The sequence below is a fragment of the Nocardia sp. NPDC059228 genome (assembly GCF_042754245.1).
GTDB lineage: Bacteria > Actinomycetota > Actinomycetes > Mycobacteriales > Mycobacteriaceae > Nocardia.
In genome coordinates this window covers 21,051-44,325 of sequence record NZ_JBHZAL010000045.1, presented here as the reverse complement: position 1 = coordinate 44,325, position 23,275 = coordinate 21,051, and the positions used below count along the sequence as shown (strand labels likewise).

The 23,275-nt window shown below is 66.3% G+C and carries 22 protein-coding genes; 9 read left to right on the top strand and 13 right to left on the bottom strand.

Going from position 1 to position 23,275, the window contains the following annotated elements:
* The first annotated feature begins 7 nt into the window (after positions 1-7).
* Together ACFXKA_RS38115 and ACFXKA_RS38110 are read left to right on the top strand one after the other, a co-directional pair.
* Complete coding sequence (locus tag ACFXKA_RS38115; RefSeq protein ID WP_379431129.1) at positions 8-127, top strand: SPW repeat protein; 120 nt, start codon at positions 8-10, stop codon at positions 125-127.
* Between the two features lie 374 nt (positions 128-501).
* A complete protein-coding gene (locus ACFXKA_RS38110; RefSeq protein WP_379431125.1) occupies positions 502-1,974 on the top strand; it encodes a lipase maturation factor family protein in 1,473 nt (490 codons plus the stop codon).
* A gap of 302 nt (positions 1,975-2,276) precedes the next feature.
* Here ACFXKA_RS38110 and ACFXKA_RS38105 read toward each other — a convergent pair whose 3' ends face one another.
* The 3 genes from ACFXKA_RS38105 to ACFXKA_RS38095 form a co-directional block, all read right to left on the bottom strand.
* Complete coding sequence (locus ACFXKA_RS38105; RefSeq protein WP_379431124.1) at positions 2,277-2,591, bottom strand: hypothetical protein; 315 nt, start codon at positions 2,589-2,591, stop codon at positions 2,277-2,279.
* Positions 2,592-2,847: 256 nt separating this feature from the next.
* Positions 2,848-3,879 carry a DNA topoisomerase IB gene (locus ACFXKA_RS38100; protein ID WP_379431123.1) on the bottom strand — a complete coding sequence of 344 codons (1,032 nt, stop codon included), beginning with the start codon at positions 3,877-3,879 and terminating at the stop codon, positions 2,848-2,850.
* Entirely contained in the window at positions 3,860-4,960 is a 1,101-nt protein-coding gene (locus ACFXKA_RS38095) for an NAD-dependent epimerase/dehydratase family protein (RefSeq protein ID WP_379431122.1), read from the bottom strand. The genes ACFXKA_RS38100 and ACFXKA_RS38095 overlap by 20 nt, the downstream gene beginning before the upstream one ends.
* 312 nt (positions 4,961-5,272) lie before the next feature.
* On the opposite strand from ACFXKA_RS38095, the gene ACFXKA_RS38090 reads away from it, so the two are divergent.
* The 3 genes from ACFXKA_RS38090 to ACFXKA_RS38080 all read left to right on the top strand — a co-directional run bounded on the left by ACFXKA_RS38090 (position 5,273) and on the right by ACFXKA_RS38080 (position 7,342).
* Positions 5,273-6,013 carry a hemerythrin domain-containing protein gene (locus ACFXKA_RS38090; RefSeq protein WP_379431121.1) on the top strand — a complete coding sequence of 247 codons (741 nt, stop codon included), beginning with the start codon at positions 5,273-5,275 and terminating at the stop codon, positions 6,011-6,013.
* 161 nt (positions 6,014-6,174) lie between these two features.
* Entirely contained in the window at positions 6,175-6,561 is a 387-nt protein-coding gene (locus ACFXKA_RS38085; protein WP_379431120.1) for a hypothetical protein, read from the top strand.
* A 394-nt stretch (positions 6,562-6,955) separates the two neighbouring features.
* Positions 6,956-7,342, top strand: coding sequence for a hypothetical protein (locus ACFXKA_RS38080; protein WP_379431119.1), 387 nt, complete (start codon positions 6,956-6,958; stop codon positions 7,340-7,342).
* 480 nt (positions 7,343-7,822) lie between these two features.
* Here the strand turns inward: ACFXKA_RS38080 and ACFXKA_RS38075 are convergent, their stop codons facing one another.
* The 5 genes from ACFXKA_RS38075 to ACFXKA_RS38055 all read right to left on the bottom strand — a co-directional run bounded on the left by ACFXKA_RS38075 (position 7,823) and on the right by ACFXKA_RS38055 (position 11,670).
* On the bottom strand, positions 7,823-8,482 hold the full coding sequence (locus ACFXKA_RS38075; protein ID WP_379431118.1) for a hypothetical protein: 660 nt from the start codon (positions 8,480-8,482) through the stop codon (positions 7,823-7,825).
* Positions 8,483-8,611: 129 nt separating this feature from the next.
* Complete coding sequence (locus ACFXKA_RS38070) at positions 8,612-8,785, bottom strand: hypothetical protein (protein ID WP_379431117.1); 174 nt, start codon at positions 8,783-8,785, stop codon at positions 8,612-8,614.
* Positions 8,786-8,874: 89 nt separating this feature from the next.
* Positions 8,875-9,819: an NADP-dependent oxidoreductase gene (locus ACFXKA_RS38065; RefSeq protein ID WP_379431116.1), complete on the bottom strand. Its 945-nt coding sequence runs from the start codon at positions 9,817-9,819 to the stop codon at positions 8,875-8,877.
* A gap of 277 nt (positions 9,820-10,096) precedes the next feature.
* Positions 10,097-10,306: a hypothetical protein gene (locus ACFXKA_RS38060; RefSeq protein WP_379431115.1), complete on the bottom strand. Its 210-nt coding sequence runs from the start codon at positions 10,304-10,306 to the stop codon at positions 10,097-10,099.
* A 242-nt stretch (positions 10,307-10,548) separates the two neighbouring features.
* Complete coding sequence (locus tag ACFXKA_RS38055; protein ID WP_379431128.1) at positions 10,549-11,670, bottom strand: helix-turn-helix domain-containing protein; 1,122 nt, start codon at positions 11,668-11,670, stop codon at positions 10,549-10,551.
* 550 nt (positions 11,671-12,220) lie between these two features.
* Between ACFXKA_RS38055 and ACFXKA_RS38050 the strand changes: the two genes are divergently transcribed.
* Complete coding sequence (locus ACFXKA_RS38050) at positions 12,221-12,598, top strand: nuclear transport factor 2 family protein (RefSeq protein WP_379431114.1); 378 nt, start codon at positions 12,221-12,223, stop codon at positions 12,596-12,598.
* A 581-nt stretch (positions 12,599-13,179) separates the two neighbouring features.
* Here ACFXKA_RS38050 and ACFXKA_RS38045 read toward each other — a convergent pair.
* From ACFXKA_RS38045 to ACFXKA_RS38035, 3 genes are all read right to left on the bottom strand, one after another.
* Positions 13,180-14,739, bottom strand: coding sequence for an alpha/beta hydrolase (locus ACFXKA_RS38045; RefSeq protein ID WP_379431113.1), 1,560 nt, complete (start codon positions 14,737-14,739; stop codon positions 13,180-13,182).
* A 999-nt stretch (positions 14,740-15,738) separates the two neighbouring features.
* Positions 15,739-16,395, bottom strand: coding sequence for a TetR/AcrR family transcriptional regulator (locus tag ACFXKA_RS38040; RefSeq protein ID WP_379431112.1), 657 nt, complete (start codon positions 16,393-16,395; stop codon positions 15,739-15,741).
* Positions 16,396-16,414: 19 nt separating this feature from the next.
* A complete protein-coding gene (locus ACFXKA_RS38035; RefSeq protein ID WP_379431111.1) occupies positions 16,415-17,773 on the bottom strand; it encodes a wax ester/triacylglycerol synthase family O-acyltransferase in 1,359 nt (452 codons plus the stop codon).
* A gap of 407 nt (positions 17,774-18,180) precedes the next feature.
* Here ACFXKA_RS38035 and ACFXKA_RS38030 point away from each other — a divergent pair, with 407 nt between their 5' ends.
* Complete coding sequence (locus tag ACFXKA_RS38030; protein WP_379431110.1) at positions 18,181-18,486, top strand: transposase; 306 nt, start codon at positions 18,181-18,183, stop codon at positions 18,484-18,486.
* A 237-nt stretch (positions 18,487-18,723) separates the two neighbouring features.
* On the top strand, positions 18,724-19,053 hold the full coding sequence (locus ACFXKA_RS38025) for a DDE-type integrase/transposase/recombinase (protein ID WP_379431109.1): 330 nt from the start codon (positions 18,724-18,726) through the stop codon (positions 19,051-19,053).
* Positions 19,054-19,453: 400 nt separating this feature from the next.
* On the opposite strand, the gene ACFXKA_RS38020 is transcribed toward ACFXKA_RS38025, so the two are convergent.
* Both ACFXKA_RS38020 and ACFXKA_RS38015 read right to left on the bottom strand, forming a co-directional pair.
* Entirely contained in the window at positions 19,454-20,209 is a 756-nt protein-coding gene (locus tag ACFXKA_RS38020; protein WP_379431108.1) for a hypothetical protein, read from the bottom strand.
* Positions 20,210-20,236: 27 nt separating this feature from the next.
* Positions 20,237-21,010 (bottom strand): hypothetical protein, encoded by a 774-nt coding sequence (locus tag ACFXKA_RS38015; protein WP_379431107.1) that lies wholly within the window; start codon positions 21,008-21,010, stop codon positions 20,237-20,239.
* 849 nt (positions 21,011-21,859) lie between these two features.
* Here ACFXKA_RS38015 and ACFXKA_RS38010 point away from each other — a divergent pair.
* A complete protein-coding gene (locus ACFXKA_RS38010) occupies positions 21,860-22,468 on the top strand; it encodes a TetR/AcrR family transcriptional regulator (protein WP_379431127.1) in 609 nt (202 codons plus the stop codon).
* Positions 22,469-23,275 lie beyond the last annotated feature (807 nt).

Below are 23,275 nucleotides of genomic sequence, written 5' to 3'. Positions count from 1 at the left end.
TCCCTGGGTGATCAGCGGCGACGTCGCCCATACCGCGACCATCTGGAGCAACGTGGTGACCGGCACGATCGCCCTGGTACTCGGCCTGGCCTCGATGGCGCTGACGACGATGCCCCGGACCAGATAACCGGGACCGAATGACCGGAGGGTACGGCGCCCGCCGCAGCATCCCGCCGGTCTGAGAGGTGAGCGCACTTTCCTGTGGGAAGCGTGCGCCCACGATGATCACGTCGGTGTCCGTCCGGGAATGACCGCCTTCGTCGACATCTTCGGCGTGGGCCAGCGCCATTGGATGGCACGGGGCCGCGATCCAGTCATCCTGCGAGCGTTTCAATATCGGATCATCCGTGTGGTGAGGGTGGTGGTCGTCCCCAGGAGGGGATATCGACCATTGCTCGGCAATCCCGTGTTGCGGCGCCGTCACCGCAACACGGGATGGAATGCGGTCGAATCGAGCGTTCTTCCCATGAGGAGGAAGCCAGCTACCAACGGTGACCAGCGATGTTCGGGTTCTACGACTCCGGTTACCTACTCGCCCGGCTGATCTTCGAGCGGCTGCTGGGCCTGGTATACCTGATCGCGTTCTTGTCGACCTTCACCCAATTCCGTGCCCTGTGCGGTGAACGAGGTCTGTTGCCGACGCCGCGGTATCTTCGTTTCGCCGGTTTTCGGGCAGCACCCAGTGTCTTCTGCTTCCACTACAGTGACCGTTTCGCCCGCGGGCTGGCGGCGCTGGGCGCGGTGGGCTCAGCCGGAGTCGTCCTCGGTGTGGCCGATGTCGTGCCGCTGCCGGTGGCGATGATGGTGTGGATGGCGCTGTGGGCGCTGTACTTGTCGTTCGTCAACGCCGGGCAGGCCTTCTACGGCTTCGTCTGGGAGATGCTGTTGCTCGAGGCCGGCTTCCTGACGGCCTTCCTGGGGAATGCGGCAACGGCCCCACCGATCGCGGTGGTGTTGCTGATGCGTTGGCTGCTGGTCCGGCTCGAAGTGGGAGCGGGCCTGATCAAGCTCCGCAACGATCCGGCGTGGCGTGACTTCACCGCACTGTGCTACCACCACGAGACCCAGCCGCTGCCGAACCGGTTCAGCTGGTACTTCCATCATCTGCCTTCACCGATTCATCGCCTGGAGGCGCTGGGAAACCATGTCGCGCAGCTGATCGTGCCGTTCGGGCTGCTGTTCCCGCAGCCGATCGCCACGGTATCGGCCGCGATCATCATCGCGACGCAGTTGTGGCTGATGGTCAGCGGGAATTTCGCGTGGCTGAACCTGCTCACGATCGCACTGGCCACCCTCGCGCTGGACGGCCGCCTGCTCGCGGCGGCACTACCGGTCCGGCTGCCGCACCCCGTGCCCGGTCCGGGGTGGTTCACGATCATGGTGACGATCCTGACGCTGGTCATGGTGGTTCTGAGCTGGGCGCCGGTGCGCAATATGGCCTCCCGGCACCAGATGATGAACGCCGCGTTCAACCGGCTGTATCTGGGCAACACCTACGGGCTGTTCGGTCGCATCACTCGTCACCGGTTCGAACTGGTCATCGAGGGCACCGATGACGAACCGGGCCCGGAGGCGACATGGAGGGCCTATGAATTCAAGGCCAAACCCGGGACCGTGTCCCGCCGTCCACGGCAGGTCGCCCCCTATCACCTCCGGCTGGACTGGCTGATGTGGTTCGCGGCGATATCGCCGCGCCGCGCCCAAGCCTGGTTCGTGGCGCTTGTTGTCAAGCTGCTCCGCGGCGACGCGCCGACGCTGCGCCTGCTGGCGAGCAATCCGTTCCCGGGCCGTCCGCCGAAGTACGTGCGAGCCCTGCTCTACGTCTACCGCTTCACGACCAGGGACGAGCGCCGCGGCACCGGGGCCTGGTGGACCCGCCGCTACCTGGGCGAATACCTGCCTCCGGCCAGATTGTCCCCGACCACCGGAGCTCCCTCTGAACCCACCGACGGTGAGGATTCCTCAACCGCGTGACGCGGGCTACTGGCGACCGCGGGCCAGTGGCCGGTCATACGAGAGCCCGGGCGCTCAGACGGGACGCGGCGCCGGCAACGGCCGGTGTACTGACTTCCGTTGTTGCTCAACCCTTCCGAGGGCACCTCGTAGCGGCGCACAGCGGCAGTGAACGTCTCCATGGACGCATGCGAAACGTCAAGCGTCTCAAAGAACTGGCAAGGATGCCCAGAGACCTCGTAGCCGAACATTGATAGTTTCTGAAGTCCCACTTGTGGGAGGTGCATCAGCAGGTCGGATGACGGGATTTTGACCGCTGGGTCCTATTCGGTTCGCGGGTGCAGTCGCGCGCTTGCCGCGTTGTGCGGCGCCTGCCAGGCTGTGCAGATCTGGTCGAACTGGGCCCGCAGGGTTTCCGAGATCTGTCCGTCGGGTGTTTGCCTGATCAGTGTGGTGGCCAGGTGAACGAGTTCGCGTTCCAGCGGGGCTGGCAGCGCGCCCAGCAGATCGCGATCTTGTTGCGCGGCGGTCTGTTCGGCGGGTGCGGTGTCGCGGCCGCGGCCTTGCAGGACGTCGGCGCGGGCCCGGGCGACGGTGAGCTGGGTGGGGTCCAATGCTTGTTCGATTGGTCCGGTCATGAGCGCTTCCGACGCCGCGAGCAGAACGCGGTCCGATTGCCGTGAAAGATATTCACCGCGTACCCGAATCACTGATCTTGAACCGCGACCCAGGCTGGCCGGCTGCGAGGGCTGGAAGCCTGGTTGATCCACGGCGACTTCTGCTCGGCGGTGCGCGGCCGTTGCTTCGACGAATGATCTCCAACCCGCCGTATGTGCCGTGCGCGACGAATGGTCCGCCGCGGGTAGCCGGAAACGTCACGCCCGCACCGAACAACTAACCAGCGCTTCGAATGCCGCGCTCTGCTCGGTGTATCAGGCGAGCCACTGCGGCATCGATGATGGTCCGCTGCCCGGTAGCGGACTCGCTGCGCTGGGCTTTGCGCATCGCGGCGGCAACGGTTGCGCCGTGTTCGAAGGCGTGGACGACACGAGGGTCGACGTATGACTCACGTGCGACCGCGGCGGTGTTGCCGAGCACCTGCGAGACATCGGTCATCACTCGTCTGACGACAGCTCGCCGCGCACGAGCCGATTCGGGGCATTCGCAGGTGACGAAATCGACCGCTGCGAGGACGGTCGCCTGCCAAGTGCGCAGGTCCTTGACGCTGAATTCCGGACCTGTCAGTTCCCGGAATCGGACGTTGATGTCCTCGGCCCGGATCGGGCGGAAACCGCCGACCTCGCGGCACACGAGGAGACGAGCGGCCGGGGCGGAGCTACGCCGTAAGCCCTGAATGGCTTTGGCGAGCAACATATCTTCGATGGTTGCCTGCCGCTGGGCACCGCCTTTCGCGGGAAATGCGAAGCTGATCTGCTCGCCGGAGACCTGGACGTGATCGCGCAGCAGGGTCGCGACGCCATAGGTGCCGTTCGTGTCGGCGTATTCCTCGTTCCCGACGCGGAAGGCGCCGGAGTCGAGCAGCGCGATCGCCACCGCGAGTACACGATGCTCGGAGAATCCCCGCTGTGCGAGATCGGCACGGACGGCGTCGCGCATGCGCGGTAGGTGGCCGGCCAGGTCGAGGACCCGGTCGAACTTCTCTTCGTCGCGTTCTGTGCGCCACTGGTCGTGGTAGAGGTATTGGCGACGTCCGGCACTGTCGCGGCCTGTGGCCTGAATGTGTCCGTTGGGATGCGGACAGATCCAGACCTTCCGCCACGCCGGTGGAATGGCCAACGCCCGGATTCGTTCCAAGGTCGAGCCGTCGATGACGGGCTTTCCCTGGGCGGTGGTATAGGAGAATCCACGTCCGCAGCGTCGTCTGACGATTCCCGGTGCGTGAATATCACTGCGTCGCAACCGCATTGCTGATCCTCGGGGCGGGCGTGCGATCGACCGGGTCGGATGCGCCGATGCCGGAGGTGAATTCGTGAATCCGTAGTGGTCCGCCCGCGGTTCGCGACAGTGGCGGAGTGTCGATGTCGGCGGCGGTGCGTATTCCGTCGAGCACTTCGAGCAATGCTTCTACGGAGCTGTAGCGGGGGCTCCATCCCAGCACGTCGTGGGCACGAGTGGCGTCCATGACGGGTAGCCGCAGGAAGGCATCCACGAGTTGGGGCTGGACCGGTATGAGGCGCAGATGCCAGGCCATGGCCGCCGCGGTCCGCAAAAGCTGGGCCGGCATCCGGATCTTCCGGGCATCGAGCAGTTCCGCGAGGCCCTGGGAGTCGAGAACGGGGTCGGCGGCGAGGTTGAACGGGCCAGAGACGTCTCGGGAGACGGCGAGCCGATACGCCTCGGCCACGTCGGTGGCGTGCACGGCCTGCAGCAGGAGTTCCGGTGTGTCGGGAACGACCGGGATCAGTCCGGGACGCATCAACTTGTTCGGCAGCAGCGGACCCGCGAAGAGGCGTCGTTGCTCGCTGGCGGCGCCACGCTGGAAGATGAATGCCGGTCGCATGCGGACTACCCGGCAGCGTGGATTGGTGCTCACGAACTCGTCGAGCATCCGTTCGGCGTAGGCCTTCTCCCGGGTGTAGCCGGCCTCCGGCCAGCCGTCGGTCGGCCAGTCCTCGGATACCGGCCGCTCATCGCGCCGTGGCGAGTACGCGCCGACCGACGAGGCGTAGATCAGGGCCGGAACCTCGGCCGCTGCAACGGCATCGAGGATTCGCGACATTCCGGTGATATTGGAACGCCAGGTCTCGGCCGCCCGTCGCATCGGCTGGATCGACCACGCCAGATGAACGACCGCGTCCGCGCCACGGAACAGCGGCACCAGGTCGTGGAGACGGATATCGACTCCGGCCCAGTCCGTCTTCTCGATTCGAAGATGTGGTTGCCTGCGTGCCAATCCCAAGATGGAGGCCACGGCGGGGTCGGCCGAGAGGGCTTGGACCACCGAGATCCCGACATTGCCGGTTGCGCCGACCACGACGACGTGCATGGGGGACTCCTCTCCGTGGTGATCTTCGTTCCGTTCGTGCCATACCCGGTCTTTCCGCGATCACACGGCCATGCGGTGAAGACCTGATCATGCGGGATAGACGAGTGGATGTGTCGCCAGGTTTGCGAATTCGCGGTTCTCCGGGCCGATTCTGGCCGAGTTGACAGACATTGGGATGAGCCTGATGACGAGCTGGCAGAGATCTGGTTCGGTCGCGTGCTCGGGAACCGATTGCGGCAGGGCAACTCGGGTAGGCGAGGGATGTGGGCGGCGACAGGACCGCCCGCAATATGAGTCGAAGGAGGAATCGCGATGCCAGATCCCAATAATCCCGGTCAGTTCGGCAACCGCCCCGATACCGAGCAGCAAGCGAGCAAGGGTGGCAGAGCCAGCAGCGGCAGTTTCGGTGAAGCCAATGCCGCCGACCCCCATGAGGCCGGTCGAATGGGCGCGCAGGCCCGGTCAGCCGCGGAATCGGAGAAGGGCCACATGTCGACTGAGCAGGGCGATGTCATCACGCTGCTGGAGGGACAGCATACGCAGATCAAGGATCTGTTGCGGCGGGTGGAGACGGCCTCGGGGGAGGCCAAGCGGCAGCCTTTCGAGGATCTGGTGCGGTTGCTGGCCGTGCACGAGAGCGCTGAGGAACAGGTCGTGCATCCGGCGTCGCGGCGCGCCGAGGTCGCCGGGGAGGTCATCGATGATCGGCTCCATGAGGAGGATGAGGCCAAGCATGTGCTGGCCGAACTCTATGAGCTCGGTGTCACCCATGACCAGTTCGCGGGCAAGTTCCGCGACTTCGCCGGGTCGGTGATCGAGCACGCCGAGATGGAGGAGAAGGAGGAATTCGATCAGTTGCGCAGGAGTCTCTCCGAGCGCGACAGCGCGCGTCTGGCGACCGCGGTGCGGGTCGCCGAGGCCGTTGCGCCGACTCGTCCGCATCCGCAGGCGGGGGAGTCCGCGACAGCCAACGTGGTGTTCGGGCCGCCGTTGGCATTGTTCGATCGGATTCGTGATGCCGTGCGTGATTGGCGGACAAAATCCGAGGGATGACCGATATCGGCAGGGAATCGGACACCCAACCTCCGCTGATCGGTCGGGTTTGATCGATGTCCTGCGGACTTCGGGGAAGAACCACCCCGTGAAGATCATAAAGAGTTGTGCCACAACGTGCTCGGCGCCGGCTGCCCGTCCGCCAAGGCGACTTGATCGGCATGACCAGCCTCGGCGTCGTGGGCACCGCTCCGGACGGCATCAGCGGCGACGGCGCGAGCGGGTGGGAGGTGGCCACTTCCATCGCGGGTACGGCCCCGGACGGGCAAGTGGTCACCGATCCGGTGGAACCGGCCTCGAACGATCGTGGTGCTCCGCCGCCGGGAACGGTGGTACTCGCGACCGGTATCAACCCCCCGGGCTGCGGTGCCGACATGGTTGCCTACATCCATGACCCCGGCGGCGGGCTGGTTTTCTCGGCAAGCTCGGTCAGCTTCGGCGGTAGCCTGCTCAACGATGCAGCGCTGCAACAGATCCTGCGCAATGTCCTTGATGAAGGCATGGGAAGGGGGTTGAAGACGGCCACTGATAGGGAAGCTGGTCGTTAGATCACCACGTCCGGTGTTGCGTCGCAGCGGGCCGGACATCCACCCGAATCCGGGATACCTAGGCCCATGGAATTCGGGGCTCTCGGGTGCGCGGAATCCGGCAGATGTTTTGAAATGGAGATGATTGACTCTTCGGCAAGCGGGTCGAGAGATTCGGCCGCACGCTCGATCGAAGGGTTTTCCCGCATGCGCACTCTCATTGCGGCAGTTGGCATTGCCACGGCATTGACCGTCGGAGCCGGACAGGCGGTGGCCGCGCCGCTCCCCGTCCTCGACGCACCAGCGACCCCGGTCGCGCAGACCGGCTCCTCCACGGGGTCGGCCGGGATGGACTCGGCCCTGCAGTTCATCGGCAATCTCCTCGCGTGCATCCTCCCGCCTTCTCCTGGTTGCCATGCGGGAGGACATGAGTCCGAAATCTCGTAGCGCCGCTGCGCCGGGCCATCGTTTTCCGAACACCTCGGTTCGGCTCGCCGCGTCCGCACGTCGGGCTCGAGCCCCCGGAAGCGCTGCCAAAGAAACAGGGGGCGCTCAATCTCGTTTAAAGCAAATGCATTTCACCAATTACGTCGTCACCGTCGAACTCAGCCTGGCCGCCGGCGACCAGCACATCGTCGCCTCGCAGAAGAATGCCGATGGCACGACGAGCCAGCAGTCCACCGACTTCAGGTCCAACGGCACCACCGGAAGCTCCGTCATCCCGAACCCGATCGAAACGATCCTGAACGGTCTTCAGACCGGCAGCACCGGCGGCCGCGTGGTGTCGTTCGGAGTGCAGTAGCTAGGTGATGGCCTCGCGGCCGAATCGTCCGGATTCTGGCGCGCGGCCCGCCGGACCTGTGTCGCCGCGGCATCGTCCATGGCCGCTCGACGCTCGTACACGCCAGGTGGGCCGCGATATCGGTTGCCATCCAAAGGATTAGGTCATATCAGCGCGATCTCCGGCGAAAACTCCTGGTAGTCCGGGTAGTCGGCACGATCGGTCAGGACCACGCCCCATGCGTCACCATCCGGGCCCCGCCGGGGAGCCGAATACCTGGCAGCTCCATCACTTGTGGGGTCGATGCGCCTGCTCGCGCCCATCCTTCGGGCACCGCAATCCGGACATGCGTGCAGGCGCATCGCAACGTCGGCGTCGGTGCGGGAGTGGCGGGGTCGGCTCCAACCCCTGCGGGGTGATACCCCGACCAGCAGAGGGCCCCTGCTGTGGAGCAGGGGCCCTCTGGGTTCGACAGGGTGGGCGGTCGGGCCGCCCAGGCGGTCAGGGCAGTCGTTCGAGTAGCCAGTTGCCCTCTTCCTCGTTGACCAGCGAGGTTTTCGAGGCCGGGCCGGATGCGTAGAGGGCATCGTCGAACTGGGAACTGGCCGGATCGTCGCGGGGGCCGAGGCCTTCGAGGTCGCGGGTCCCCGCGCTGGTGATCTTCCCCAACCGCGGCAGCTGGGGCATGGCTCCGACAGTGTTGAGCGCGTCCTGCTCGGCCGCGGTCGGTGTCGTGCTGTCGAGGCTGAAGAAGGCACCCACCTCATGAGACATCCGCTTGTCCTCGAGACGGGCCAGGGCGTAGCGGGCCAGCAGCGCGGCCCGGCCGGCACCGACGACGGCCATGGGCTTGCTGCCGAAGCGCATCGCACACGTGCGAAGCGCAGCCTCTTCGATCACCTGCTCGGCGGTGTCCCAGTCGGATTTGTCGTCGTAGCCCACCAGGATCACGTCCTTGCCGCGTTGGGCCAGTTTCGTCCGCAGCGGGTAGTCCGGGCCGTCCACCCGGTCCGCGAACGCGTCGAGGTCGGTGGGTCCTGGGCCCGGTTCGGCGACCACGATCACCGGATCGACGACCCGCGCCACACCGTTGGCCGGATACACCCAGGCGGTGCCGCCTCGGAGTTTCCACTGATCTGAGGGAATGTTGTTGCCAGCCATGATCGAACTCCTCTCACGTCGGAAAACGAAGAAGGAATCTCCCATCACGCACCCGTGACAGCGTGCAACATCGCCCGGTCACAGGCTGCCGAACCGCCGGTCACCAGGTGATCTTGATTCTAGGAGAGGTCACACCACCGCGAGCTTCGGGCCCGCAGTGCGCGAGCTGGAACGGGTCGACCCTGGCCTTCGGTCGTACCAGGGGGAGGCCTCTTCAAGGACCTCCAGCACGACGACGTTGTCTGCGAGGTGAGCAGCGTCCAGTACGGGTTCGTCGGTCTGCCGGATCTCGGTATCGACCACGGCTCCTGCCGGCCCGCGCATCGTTTTCGAACGCGGGGGCACCCGCGGACGCTTCTCCTCACAGAAGGCTGTAGGTAGTTATCGCTTCCTCACGGACGAACGCGGATGACCGTCTTCCCCTTGCGTCGCTGGGTCGGGTTGAAGACGGCGACGGCGTCGTCGAGGGTCGCGATTGTGCCGATGTTCGTCCGCACTCGTCCGTCGCGCACCCGCTGGGCGATCTCACCGAGTTGGGCGCGATCGGATACGACGACGAAGTCGATCGCCAGTCCGTGGGCGGGCCGAGCCTCGGGCGGCCCGGTGACGGTCACCAGCGTTCCTCCGGCTCGAACGAGATCCGCGGACCGCTTCTGGATGTCTCCGCCGATGACATCGAAGACCAGATCGACTCCGCCGATGTCTTCCAGAGAGTCGTTCTGAAGGTCGACGAACTCGTGCGCCCCGAAGTCGAGCGCGGTCTGCCGGCCGGCCGTGCGCCCGGTGCCGATGACATAGGCGCCGGCCTCACGTGCGAGCTGGGTTGCCATCGACCCGACTACTCCGGCCGCACCGTGCACGAGGACGCTCTGCCCCGCCTGAAGACGGCCGTGCTCGACCAGCCCCTGCCAGGCGGTCAAGCCCGCCATCGTGACGCCCGCGCCCACCGTGAAGTCGATGTCGCCCGGCAGCGGCGCGAGATTGCGTGCCTCGACGACTACGTACTCCGCCAGCGTTCCGTCGCGAGTCCAGTCGGTGAGCCCGAACACCCGCTGCCCCACCGACAGGCCGGTTGTGCCATAGCCGAGAGCCCTGACCACCCCGGCCAGCTCGTGCCCGGGGATCGACGGCGTCCGGTCCCGGCCGAGCCGATCGATCCAGGTCGAGGGCCACTCCAACTCATCCCCGGTGAATCCCGACGCATGAACCTCGACGATGACATCGCCGTAGCTCGCGCCCGAGAGGCTAGTGAACCTCGCCATATCCGGATCGGGCCGCTCCACCAACGTCATTCCGGCCGTTCCGGCGGCCTGGTCTGTCACCACGATCGCCTTCATGTGAATACCTCCCTGTATCCAGGCCGTGCGGCCACACTCTGCGGGGGCGGAGCCGACCATGGCGATCCCGACGCTGAGCCAGAACATTCGGCCCTGCAGCGAATCACGATGGGAGCCAGGACCCGGCTGTCGGTTCACGCCAGCCGACTCGGTCATCGTCTTGTTCGTCCAGGCACACACGAGGCTATAGCGCTGAACTGCGGATACCGGGGTATTTCATCGGGACACGCTGCACGCCATGAGCGGGTCGCTGCGGCCCGATTCCGGGTATCGGGTTTCAGAGGTATCTGTCGATGCCGGGGCTGGTGTCGATGCGGGTGACATCGATGTCACCCGCGGTTTCGATCGGGTCGATCGGGGTGATCCAGCGCAGGAATCGGTGGGCGGCGAACGCGACGACCAGTCCGCCGCACGGTGCTGGGAAGACCGCGTGGAACAAGCCGATTCGTCCGGCGAAGCGACCAATTGCCTTGTTGCGCTTCCTCACACACACGAGCACCGCTCGATTGTGCTCGACACTATGCCCCACCGCTCGCGATTCGTCGGCCCGCTTTCCCGGTTGATGAACAGGCTTCCGAACCCACTTCATGCGGAGGCACAGGCGGATCGAGGATCACCCGCGTACACCAACCATCGTTTTCCGAACGGGCCTCGGCCCTGGTTGAGGAGCCGATGACGGGGCACTGAACAAGGGCCCACGTTTTTCCCTACGGCCGCGTGGGGCCGGGATCATTCGGGGGTGGCGGGAGCCTGGAGCAGCCGTGTCTGCAGTGCCAAATACAGCACCGCCGCGTCTGCTGGCGCTGCGAAGGCTGAACCGGTGAGGTGTTCTATGCGCTTGAGACGGTGCAACACCGTATTGCGGTGCAGATGAAGCCGCTCTCCGATCGCCGAGGTCGAGCCGCGCAGTTCATACCAAGCCAGGGCTGTCTGTGCGAGAGCGTCGGCGTCGTCGGGGTGGAGCTGGTCGAACGCGGCGAGCGCATCGGAGAGGACGTCCGCGGCGAGTTCGGGGTGGGCCGCGATCAAGGCACGGGCCGGCGACGAGGCATAGGTGTGGACTCCGGTGTCGGCCGGGCTGAGACACCGGAACGCGAGCCGCGCCTGCTCGAGCGCGGCAGGAGCGGACACGAGGTCGGTGAAGGGTTTGCTGGCCCCGGCCCGCGCCGTTGCGGCGCGTAGTGCCTGCTCGAGTGCCCCCGGGGAGCCCGCTGCGGCGAGGGTCACCCGATCGTCGGCGAGAACGGTTCGGACCGTGGTCACTCCGGCCGCGGCGAGGCGGAGATCGCCGACCAGGACGACGAAAATGCCGGGGAGGGGCAAGCGCATCCTGCTGCACAAGTCCGCGCGCTGCGCCGGCGGGAGGTCGGGATCGAACAGTGCCCGCAACGACCGTTGACCGGGCTGTTCACCCCCGGCGAAGACTATGCGCCGGTACGTGTCGGCCGCCGCGACCGAATACGCGTCGATGGTGGACCACACCAGCGTGGACAGCTGGGGCAGCGCGGGTCGGTCGTCCTGTTCCGCGCGTTCGACGACGACCTCCCAGAACGCCAATCCCGCGACGCGGAATGCGTGCAGCAAACTCTCCAGCGGGATGCCCCGCTCGGCCTTGAGGCGTCCGGCTCTGCGCGCGGGCTCGAGCGAGTACGGAGTGCCGGAGATGGCCTCCAGCAATGCGGCGAGGCTGTCGGAGACCAGAGTGCTCAATTCGTGGTGACCGAGTGCGGCTTCGTCGTAGTCCGTCTCGTCCTGTTCGATCTTGGCGGTCACGGCCTCGGAGATCGCAGCCAGATCCGCCCGCAGTTCTCGCAGGAGGTGCGGGCGCCCGATGTAGGTGTCCTGGGTCACCGTCGCCAACTTAGCGTTCCTTGTGCGTGCGCACAACGGAGGTGTCCGAAGTGGCGGCGTGCGCCCGTCGCCACGGTGAATGCCCTTCCGCGACACTGAATTTCCCTGATCGATGCGGAGGGAGCACGCCGTGGCCACAGCCCCACACCACAACCACCCCGACGAGGTTCTGGGCGATGCCGAGCTCGCCGTGCTGGACCGCGCAGTCGAGCGGTTGCGGCGCGGTGCCCAACGTTGGGCGCGACTCGGGCTCTCCGACCGATCGCCAACGGAGAGTTCGCACTCTCGCCGAAACCATCCTGGTTCGTCACCGCCGAAAGCGCTGCACGAACCTCCCAGCGGCTGACTGACTATGCGGGCCAACCCAGTTGGCTGCGGCTGCCCGGCATCATCGCCTCCGCGTTCGGTGCTCGACGGCCCGGATGGCGGCCACACACCAGCGAAAGGAGACGACCAACGACGCGGTTATCTCACTCGAAGTGATTCTGGCAGAACACTTCCCAAGTCACATCGACGACAACCACTTGTACAACGATCGGAGTTTTCCATCATGACCACTGCCGCTGGCGAACTGTTCGAGCGCTACCACGCGTGCTGGGTGGACCGCGACCCAGGCCGAATCGTCGAGCTCCACACCGACGACTCGGTGTTCCACATGCACTCGGGCCAGGAACCCGCCCGAGGCCGGGCCGCCATCCGCGAGGTCGCCGCAGGGACGTTCGCCCTGGTTCCCGACCTGACATTCCACCTGATCTCGCTGCGCGCCGGAGAGGATTTCTGGGTGGCCCAAATGCAGATGACCGGGACCACGGCAACCGGCAATCGCATGTGCGTCGACCTCGCGGATTATGTCCTGGTCGAAGACGGCGCAGTCAAGGAGAAACACTCCTACGTCGACGGGGTCGCCATGCAGGCCGCCCTGGCCTGAACGCGCGCGGTCGCCGACACAGCAGCCGCCGTGAGCCATGCCGTCAAATGCTGAAGGAACCGAACCGGGTTCGGGGCGGCCGGTCGCCCTGTCCTGCGACGTCTGCCGGTGATCACGCCACAGACGGCCGGGCGGCCGGTTTGCGGGTGCATCGCAGTAGACCTGTGCCCCAGCGGGATTCGGCAGCGCTGTCGATCTCGGCGCGCGATCGAGAAGGTCATGAGCATGGAGCTGCGACAGTTGAGGTCGCGGCTAACCGTTGCTGAGCAGAGGTAATGCGCTCGTGCCCGCGCGTCTCCTGCAGCTTTCACCGGCGGCTGTCGCTACCCACTTGGCCAAGTGGCAAAAACCCCTTCCGACCCAGGTCGGAAGGGGTTTTCTTGGTTGGGCTGACAGGACTTGAACCTGCGACCACTTGACCCCCAGATTCGCATCCGGACGCACGCCGTGCGGCCACCCGGATGGCCACCCGGATGGCCACCCGGATGGCCACCCGGATGGCCACCCGGATGGCCACCGCCGCGATTGTGATCGGCGCCGTTGGTCGCCAGCCTGTCGGGGTGGATCGTCTGGAGGTGGTGTCAAGTGAATGGTGGGACGTCCTGCTGGCAGACCGTGCCGGGTGGGGGCAGCGCGCCACGGATGACGTAGTCGCTCTCGTAGGCTTTCGCGCAGCTGCTCGGGTTGAACAGCGTGGTGTGCCCGTATCCAGCGACGGTAAGCAGTCTGGCGTTGTGCAGTTGGGCGGTCATGGCCAGGGCGTTGTGGTACGGGGTGGCGGGATCGTAGATGGCGTTGACGGTGAGGATCGGTGTCGCGGAGCGGCCCCACGGGCCGGTGTAGCGATGGGCGGCCTTGGCGGGCCAGGTGGAGCACGCCTCGGTCACCCACGCCCAGAAGGGCCCGACCGTACCGGCTCGAACGGTACTGAACTTCGCCATGACGCCGTAGCTGTGCGGATCGCGCGGGTTGGGACTCTCGCCGCATATGATCGCCAAGGGCTGCTCGACGCCCGTGTACTTTTGCTGCTGGGCCGAACCTTCCCGGGAGGAGTCGCTCAGCGCTGTCGAGGACCAGTCCACCAGGCGATTCTCGCCCGGGTCGGGCATCTGCGGCGTTGCGCCCAGCCACAGCTGCTGCAGCAGCTCGGCCAGCGCCGTCCAGTTCGCTGGGGAACCGGCGGTGTCATGGACGGTATACAGATTGGCGCGCACGGCGTTGGCGGTGGCGGCGTAGGTGAACCCGTCCTGCGGGTGGATGAGCAGGCGGTGCAGCAGTGCCTCGTACTTCGCTCGGGTCGCCACCGCACTGCCGGCCGAGAACGGGCAGCGGATCGGGCCTGCTTGGCTGCACAGGTTCAAGAACTGTTCCAGCGTCTTGGCCGTTCCCAGGTCGGATGCCTGCCGGAGGAAGGTCGACAACGCCGGGTTCCAGTCGTACCACGCAGATGGATCGATATTGCCGTCCAGCACCATCGCCCGGACCCGGTCGGGGAAAAGGTTGGCGTAGGTGGCGCCCAGCAGCGTCCCGTAGGAGACCCCGAAGTAGGTCACCAGCTGTTCGCCGAGGACTCTGCGCAGCAGATCAATGTCGTAGGCCGAGTCGGTGGTGGAGACGAACCGCAACAGGGCCGGGTCGCGCCGCTCGCAACCCCGGCCGAGCTCGGCGTACAGGTCGATCCACCGCTGCTCCTGCTCGTGGCCGACCGGAAACCCCACAGGCAACTGCGCGAACCAGGCATCGTACTCCGCCTGATCGTCGAAGCATTGGACGGACGTCGATTCACCGACCCCGCGCGGATCCCAGCTGACGATGTCGAACCGTTCCTGGATCTGGAGTGGGAGGAGCGGATATGCGATTGGGAGGACTGTGGTGCCTGCTCCTGCCGGCCCGCCTGGGTTGAACAGCAGGCTGCCGATCCGATGCGCGGGGTCGGTTGCCCGGTGCCGGATGACCGCCAGCTCGATCGTGCGACTCCCGGGATGCTGGTAGTCCAATGGTGCCGGCACGGTGGTGCATTCGAAATCCGGGTGGTCGGGGCACGGGGTCCAGACCGCGGCAGGTGTTCCCCCGGTCGCCTCATCCGACGGCTGAGCCGTGGCGGGCGCGGCGCCGCAGGCGACAGCCGCGGCCACCATCATGGATGCCACTATGCATCGGGTGAAACGAGCGCGGTTCGTCACAGATCCTCGCTATCGTCACGGTGAAAATGCGTGGCTGTCTTACAAGGAACCCTCGACGCCGAACCGTAGCCGATCACGCGGCAAATGCCCGGTTAGGTCGATTCACCGGCGTGGTCCGATCGATAGCGCACACAAGCCGGTGACTAACCAAATGAGCCGTCTCAGGTCCGAGGCTTGCGGCGTGTACCCCGACATCGGGCTCGCCCGTCCTACGGCCGGACTCGGCAACTCTCTGGACGCCACGACCTGCGGCGAGAACCCCGACGCGCACCGTTGACCAGGCCGAACGCGGCTTCATGTACCGCTGCGGACGGAGCCTCTCGTCGAGGGGCCGATGATCGTAGAGACCGCGCCCGACCTGCGGTGGGTGTGGGATTTGAATCCACGGTGGCGTGAACCACGACGGTTTTCAAGGTCGCTGATCTCGACGTTTGCGTGCCAATCCTGATCGTTGTTCCAAGCGCTGCAACATCTTTCGATACCCTTGGGACACTGCCGATTGTGTGTGGTAGCCATCCGTCCAGCGAGTCGGCAGGTTTCTGGTTCGAGTTGCCGAACTTGCCTCTCGAGATCATCGCTCAGGTCCTGCAACTCGCCTTGGACCTCTTCCATTGCCCGTACCCCCGCAAGCCCGAGAAGCTCTTCAGAGCGGAGGTGGCCATAGCACTCGTTGCTCGCTCGAACTGATGGCCAGTCAGGCCACGCAGCGCCCTCAGCAAAGTCCCACAGAATTGCCTGCTCGATCTCCACAAGGTCCCAAACGTTCATTGTCGCGGTTAGAGCCTCCACCAGAGCATCGACGGCCTCCTTGCGATTACGGTCACGAAGGGCCGACCACTCTTCAGGTTGTGTCCAGGCGGTTATGGGGTGTGGCTTTACGGTCTCTGCGGCGCGCGAGTGCGCGCTCGCGCGGCGAGATCGCCATGCCCGTCGGCGTAGCGCTTTGCAGGCGCGGAGTCACTGGGTCGACTGCAGTGGTACGGACGACAGTCCGCCCCAGCACAGGGTGATCACCGCCGCGATGGCGTCGGCCTTCGGGACTGCGCGGCCGGTGTCGAGCCAGTGCTGCGCGGCGAATTGGCTGGCGCCGACCAGCCCGGCGGCGAGCATGCGAGATCGGTTCGGGCTCAATCCGGAATCGTGGGCGACGGCGGTGGAGACGGCTGTCACGCAGTCGTCTGTTGCGCGTCCGACTCGCCATCGTATCGAGGGCTCGCTCGGTACGTTGGCATCGAAGACCAGCCGAAACCCTTGTGTCTCATGGTCGACAAAGTCGAAGTAGGCCTGGATCGCGGCGCGGACCCGGTCCCGATTCGCGGTGGTCGAGTGCAGTGCCCGCCGCACCCCGTCGGTCAATGCGTCGATGTGGTGCTGCAACACCGCCAGATAAAGCTCGAGCTTTCCCGAGAATTCCTTGTACAGAATCGGTTTGCTCCAGCCCGCGCGATGCGCGATCTCATCCATCGTGGCCGCGTGAAAGCCGCGTGCGACGAAGACCTCGGTCGCTGCTGCCAGGGCGCGCCGTCGCCGCAGCGCACGCCTGGCACGCACGACGAATTTGGCGGACGGCCGCGACGGTATCGTCGGTTCGTATTCGATGGGTTCGGCGGTCATTCCTGCTCCGTTTGGTCGGTCAGGCCTGGAGTTCGGCCAGTGCGTCCTCGAGATTGCGGGCGATGTCCCAGACGTCGGGAACGGTGTCGGGGCAGGCGAGAATTCCGACGTCGAGGTGTCCGTCGTAGGACATGACGGTGATGTTCAGGCAGCCTGACAGCTCGGTGAGCACTGAGACTGGGTGGCTCGAGAGCACGCGAATTCCCGCGAGGTACAACGGTATCTGGGGCCCGGGCACGTTCGAGACGAGCAGGTTGACCAGAGGGAGAGTGGACGCGGCCGCTCGCATCGCAGCTCGGGTGGGCATGCCGTGCAGCAGTGGTGTCAGCAGTGTGGTGACCTCGTGCAGCAGGTTCGATGATTGGGTGCGGAATCGTTGTTTGGCGACAAGCAGATTGTCCCGCAGGAGTTTCACTCGATGGCGGGGGTCGGTTTCGGAGATCGGCAGCGTGGTGAGCATGAGTGAGAACTGGTTTCCCGCGGTACCGAACTGTTCGGGCGTGCGCACCGATACGGGTATGGCGGCCAGCAGCGGTCGGTCGGTGGCGAAGCCCCGGTCGTGCATCCAGGTCCGCAACGCGGTGGTGCACAAGGCCATCACGACATCGTTGACCGTCCCGCCGACGTTGTTCTTGATGGTTTTCACCGCGTCGAGGGGCAGCGATGTGTAGGCGACGCTGCGGGCGCTGGTGAGGGGACCGTTGAACGGTACGTCGGGGTGTTTGGTGCGTAGATCATCGGCGGAAGCCAGCAGCGTCGGCACGGCGCGCAGGGCGGCGCGGAATCGGGTTGCCGGTCGAGTGATCGCGTTGGGGAGGCTGCGCGCGAGCATTTCGACGGTCGACGGTGTCCGGCCGCGACGTACCTCCGGAGTCGACGATAGTGTGGCGGAGGGTGTTTGGCAGATATCCATTATGGCGGCCATGATCTCGGCGGCGGATACGCCGTCGATCACCGCGTGGTGCACTTTCGTGTAGACGGCCTGCCGCCCGCCCGAGAGTCCGGACAAGAGGTGGCATTCCCACAGCGGACGCGACCTGTCGAGCGGCTGACCGTGGCGGCGCGCGACGTAGTCGGCGAGTTCTCGATCATCGGCGCCGTCGGGCAGCCGGATATCGCGGACGTGGTATTTCAGGTCGATCTCGGCACAGTCCTCCCAGTAGGGCAGGTCCAATCCGAACGGGACCGTGCGCACCCGGCGGCGTAGCGGCGCGAGGAGGGGCAGCCGCTGTGCGAAAAGCCGTCGCAGTGCTTCGGAATCGAGCGGTCCATTCGGCGCTGACGCGGAGTCGAGCAGCGTGATCGCGCCGATGTGCAGTGGCGTAGTGGACGTTTCGGTATCGAGCAGGTGCAGATCGAGCGAATCAAGCTGTCTCACAGTGCCAATGGCGCGTGCGGTCGAGATGTCGTTAGGGGTGTGCTGCTGGCCCACGGATTCCTCCCGGGTCGTGTCGGTGCCGGACGCGGCCGCTGGCGGGTAGGGGGATGCCAACAGCTCGGGGCGTCGGTCCCGGACGTCTGGTGATTTCCGTGCATCGCGGCACGGAGCGCGACACCGTGTTGGCGCTGACAGGCTCGAACGGTGAAACCCTCGATCTGGAGGGGTGAAAGCGAGTGTAGTGTCAGCTGACACGTCATGGTCTTGATCGACCGTTACGTCTCGTTAATTGTGTGCGAACAATAAACACTGGTCGCACGTCCAAGTGGCTGGAGCCCTTTGAGCAGGTCCAGCGGTTGTGAGAGTTCTGATGCACCAGAATGGGTGCAGGAGGACGAGGTCACGACATGGCGCGACGACGACACACCCCCGAGCAGATCATCCGCAAGCTCCGCGAGGGCGAGAAGCTGCTCGGTGAGAAGTTCTCGATCGGGGAGGTGTGCAAACACCTCGAGATCTCCGAGGCCTCTTGGCATCGCTGGCAGTCCCAGTACGGCGGCATGAAGTCCGACGACGCCAAACGGCTCAAAGAGCTCGAGCGCGAGAATGCCCGACTGAAGAAGATGGTCGCCGAGCAGGCCCACGACATCGACATGCTCGAGGAGCTGAACCGGGGAAACTACTGGACCCGGATCGTCGCCGCAGGGCCGTAGTTGTTCTGCAGCAACGGTTTCGGGTGTCACAGCGGCGTGCATGCCGGGTGGCTGAACAGTCGCGGTCGGTGCAACGCCGCCCGCCGGCGGTCGCCGAGATCGAACGAACGCTGCGTGCTCGCCTGCGCGTGATCTCGCGCAAGCATCCGCGGTTGGCGCAAAGCACACGCGCTGTGGCGCGGCGAAGGGCTGGTCACCAACCATGAACGGACGCGACGACTCTGGCGCGAGGAGGGTTTGAAGAGGCCGAGCCGGGCGCGCAAGAAGCGGCGCGTCGGGACCGGCCGCAACCAGCGCATGAGGGCGTCGTTTCCGGATCAGATGTGGGCGTTGGACTTCCAAGTCGACGTCACCTTCGATGGCCGGCAGCTGCGGTTGCTCAATATCGTCGACGAGTTCACCCGAGAGGCCCTGGCTACCAGAGCATTTCGTTCGTGCACCGCCGACCGTCTGGTGGAGGTGCTCGACGAGGTTATCGCGGCTACCGGCCGGAGACCGGTGCACATTCGGATGGACAACGGCACCGAGATGACGGCGCACGCGATGACCGACTGGTCGGCGAAGTAGTCGAAATCCTTTGTTGCTTCGGACCAGAGCGCTCTCGCAGTCTCCGCATCGCTGTTGCTTCGCGCGTCGAGCATCCGAAAGGCCCATCCGCTGGGACAGGGTCATGGCCGCCGGCCAGATATCCAGGAGCGGAATAGGATTGGCGCCCTTCGGTGACGGAGACGTTTCGATCAGGCTGTCGAGCCACAACGGCAACGCGAGGGTAATTCCCCTCGCTGCCAACCGCATCGTCTTTGATGAGCGTGTGCTCCGATTCGGCAGGTTCTTCCGGATTCTCATCGATGGAGTAGGGGACAGGATGGGAGCCCTCGACCACGCTGCGATCGATGAGGAGAGAAGGTCACGCATCACGGCGGCCAGCCGATCGGCTGGCCCCGCGGGGATCGGTGTTTTGCCGGGTTCAGTGGTGGGAGGAGCCGCCGGAGGATCCGGATTTGAGGCCGGAGGCCGATCCGCTGGGTAGGCGCAGGTGGGCGTCGGGGATGCCGGTGCCGTTGGGGTCGTTGAGATCGCCATTGGCGTAGGGGCTTTGGCCGGGAGCGGCGTTGCGGGTGGTGATGTATTTCCACAGTCCGCTGGCCGCGGCGGTGCCGCCGCCCAAGATGGTGCCGGTGATGCCGCCGCCGGCGGCGAAGGCGGTGACGGCGGCGGGCACGGTTGCCAGGCAGCCGGGTCCGACGACGACGCAGGAGGCCAGGCCGATGGCGCCGCCGACGAGGGCTCCGGCGACGGTGCCGATGACCAGCCCGGCGAGGGTGTTGCGGGTCAGGCCGCTGGCGAGGTCATCGAGGGCGTGTTGTTCTTCCAGCGGGGACGCGATCTCGGTGGCGGTGGCCGGGCGCAGGCTGGCCAAATCGGGGGTGAGGGTCACGGTGCGCGCGTCAGTGGAGAGGGTGTAGCCGAGCTCGCCATGCTGGTCGTCGAGCAGGAATTCCAGGGGCAGGGCGGCCAGCGGGGTGCCGGAGCGGTCGCTGATCTGCAGGGTCCGGTCGTGGCCGAGGGTGATGGTGGCCTGGTCGACGGTGAAGATGACCGCGCCGTCGGCGATGGTGGCGTTGTAGGTCGGTTCGGTGGGCTGGGCGTGGGCGGTGGCGGTGCTGGTCAGCACGAGGGAGGCGACGGCGGTGCCGGCGAGGCCGAGAGGGCCGATCTTCACGAGGGTCTCCTGGGAAGGTGGTGCGATCTAGCGGGGTGCGTCAGCGGCGGGGATCTGTTGCTGACGGTTCTTGTAGTAGTCGCCGTACTGGGAGGTGCCCGGCGGGGCCTGCAGGGTTTGCACGTACTGGTAGAGGGAGTAGGCCGCGGTGGGGCCGCCGCCGATCGCGAGCCCGGCGATGCCGCCGATGCCGCCGACCAGGGCCACGATGGGCAGGACCGCGACGACGCAGCCCAGCGACAGCACCAGGCATGACGCCCCGGCCAGGGCGAAGCCGACACCGATACCGACGGTGGCGCCGATGACGGTGCCGACGAGGCTGCCGATGGAGGTGCCGATGCTGACGCTGTTGATCAGGTCGTTCATCGCGAGCTGGTTCTCCACTGGCGAGGCGACCGGCTTCAGCGCGAGCTGGTTCTCCACCGGTGGGGTGACCGGCTCGAGCGCGGTCGCGTCGATACCGCTGGTGTCCGGAGTCAGGCGCAGGGTGCGTCCGTCGGGCGAGATCTGGTGGCGGATCGCATGGGCGGCGTCGGCGAGGGTATAGGACAACGGGATGCTGTCGAGGGTCTGCGCGGCGGCGTCGCGCACCGTCACGACGTGCCCGTCACCGGAGTCGGTGAAGCTGCCCTGATCCAGCGTCGCGACGATGTCGGTGCCGTCCACGCCCGCGTGGTAGTGCACTGGCGCGGGCGCCGGCGCGGGTGCGGGTGTGGGGTCGGCGTGGACGACGGTGGCGGTGGCGAGTTCGATGCTCGCGGCGGCCATCAGCGCGGTCAGGGCGTATCGGCTGGTTCTCATCGGATTCCTCATTCACGGTGCTGGGGCGGGCCCGACGGCACTCGCGAGGGAAGCGACGAGGGCCGTCGGGGCCCGCAGGGGCGTCGGAGGAAGCGGCTCTGCGAGCTGCCCGAGCACAGCGCCCGCGTCCTCCTGCCCCACTGAATGTCCCGAGTCACAACCACCCGAGGGAGTGATGTGGATCTCAGAACGGACTCGAAACTACACGTTTCTCTACATTGTGTCCACTAGTAGATGTCAGGTCTTCTAACGCACACTTCGACTATCTATGGGTTCGGGCCTCGAACCCATGACGATTTCCGGTGATCGCCGCCGGCCCTCGGTCACTGACGCCACCTGAGCGAGCTACGGCAACCCTGTTGATTCGAAAGCCGTACTGGCGGAGCGGCATCCGCGGGCGCCCGGGAGTCGGCGAGCGGGCGCCCGGGAGTCGGCGAGCGGGCGGCCCGGAGGACCGCTGGGTCCCCGGCGCGACCCCCGGCTGGGGACGGCGGTGACCGCGCTAGCAGGAGACCATGACCGCGGGCATTCGGGAGAAGTGGACGGCCGTGGCGCAGTTCGGGATCGGCGACAATGCTCGACGGTCGATGTGGGAGCTGCTGCGCAGCGCCTCCGGCATAGTGCACGAGGCCGAATCCGCCGCCGGGTGTATCGGAGTTGGTGCCCGGCGGACAGGACCCGCGGTTCGAGGGCTTGTGCGCGGATTCCGGTGCGCGCCAAGGCAGTCCGCCCCGGCCCGTCCATTGTGGCTGCCGCCGGGACCGTTATTGGACACGCCGTCTGCCTTCATCCTCGGTGTCCATTTCCGATACGATGTCAATCATTGTTGGGCAGCCGGAAGGGGTCCTGGTGGTATCTGAAGATCGCCGCAGCCGTCGCAGCCGCCGCCTGTTGCGGGAGGCGTTCGTGGCGCTGGTGCTAGAGCACGGCTTCGCGTCGGTGACCGTGGAGGACATCACCGAACGCGCCGATTTGAGCCGGGCCACCTTCTATGGCCACTACACCGACAAGGACGCCCTGCTCGACGCGGTTGTCACCGAGCTGATCGAGGAGATGCAGCGACGGCTGCAGCCGCTGGTCGCGAACTCGGTGAAGGGGTTTACCGGCAAACCGGTCCTGGAGCTGTTCCGCCATGCCGCCGAAGAACGCGACGCCTACCGGGTCGTGCTGCGCGGGGAAGGCGACGGGCGCGCGCTGCGACGCTTCGTCGAGGACCGCGCCGCCGCCACTGCGGGCATATTCGCCGACCGCGCCGCCGCCGCGGGTGTGCAGCTACGGATCCCCGCCGACATGCTCGCCCGTGCCTGGGTCGGGGAAATGGTGCAGGTGATGGCATGGTGGCTCGAACAGGGCATGCCCCAGTCCGCCGAAGAGATCACCGAAGAACTGCTCACCCTGTCCCTGCGCGGCCGCTACTGGGCGTCGGGCTTCGACGACGTGCCCCCCGCGCGCCCGTGACCTGATCCGCGGGCGGGGAGCGCAGAGCGCCGGCTCACTGCAGACGGGGGTTTATCCCCTTGGCCAGCTCGGCGGCCGGACTCGGACCGCGAGTCGCCGCCAGACTGCTCCGTGCAGGGTCGCAATGTCCCTGAACCCCCGGCCTGCAGCGGGAGAAGGCTCCGCGGAGGTGCGGGAGGCGGACGCGCGCGGCGGCTGGTCGCTCCGCGATCATCGACTCGCCCTGATGCCCGAGCCCGGACACTGCATTCGCGCAATGTCAGCTGTCTGCGTCCGAGTCGGATGCGGGTAGATGTGGCGTCGGGTCGGCGCAGCGCATGACTCGGGTGTGTGCGCATCGATCCGCAGTTGTCCACCCGTGCCCGGGGTGGGCCAGGTGGTGACGATCCTGTCGTGGTGGCTGGAATCGGGCTGTGTGATCAGCGCCGAGGACGTCGTCGAATAGCTGGTGGCGCTGTCGCTGTATCCGGTGTCGGCGTCGGCGAGCAGCGGGAGGTCGCCGAGGACGCGCACCAGCATCCGGGCGCGCGCTCGACCATTTCGGTCTGGGTCACCAGCCCGATGTCGGGGAGTCCGAAACGCGGCCGCCAATTGGGCCTCGGGCCGGGACTCGCCTTCGCCTCGATGATGTTCCTGCACCCCGTTGAGTCCTGGCTGCCCACGACGCGCGCAGCTGATGCGCGGTATGAGACTCCGCCGCCCCTTTCACGCCCGCCCGAGGCGACCGGGCACCGCGTCGGCTGCGCCGGCATGGGTTCATCGCCGAAATGCCGCCTGCGATGGCCGCCACTTGCGGTTTCTGCTCGT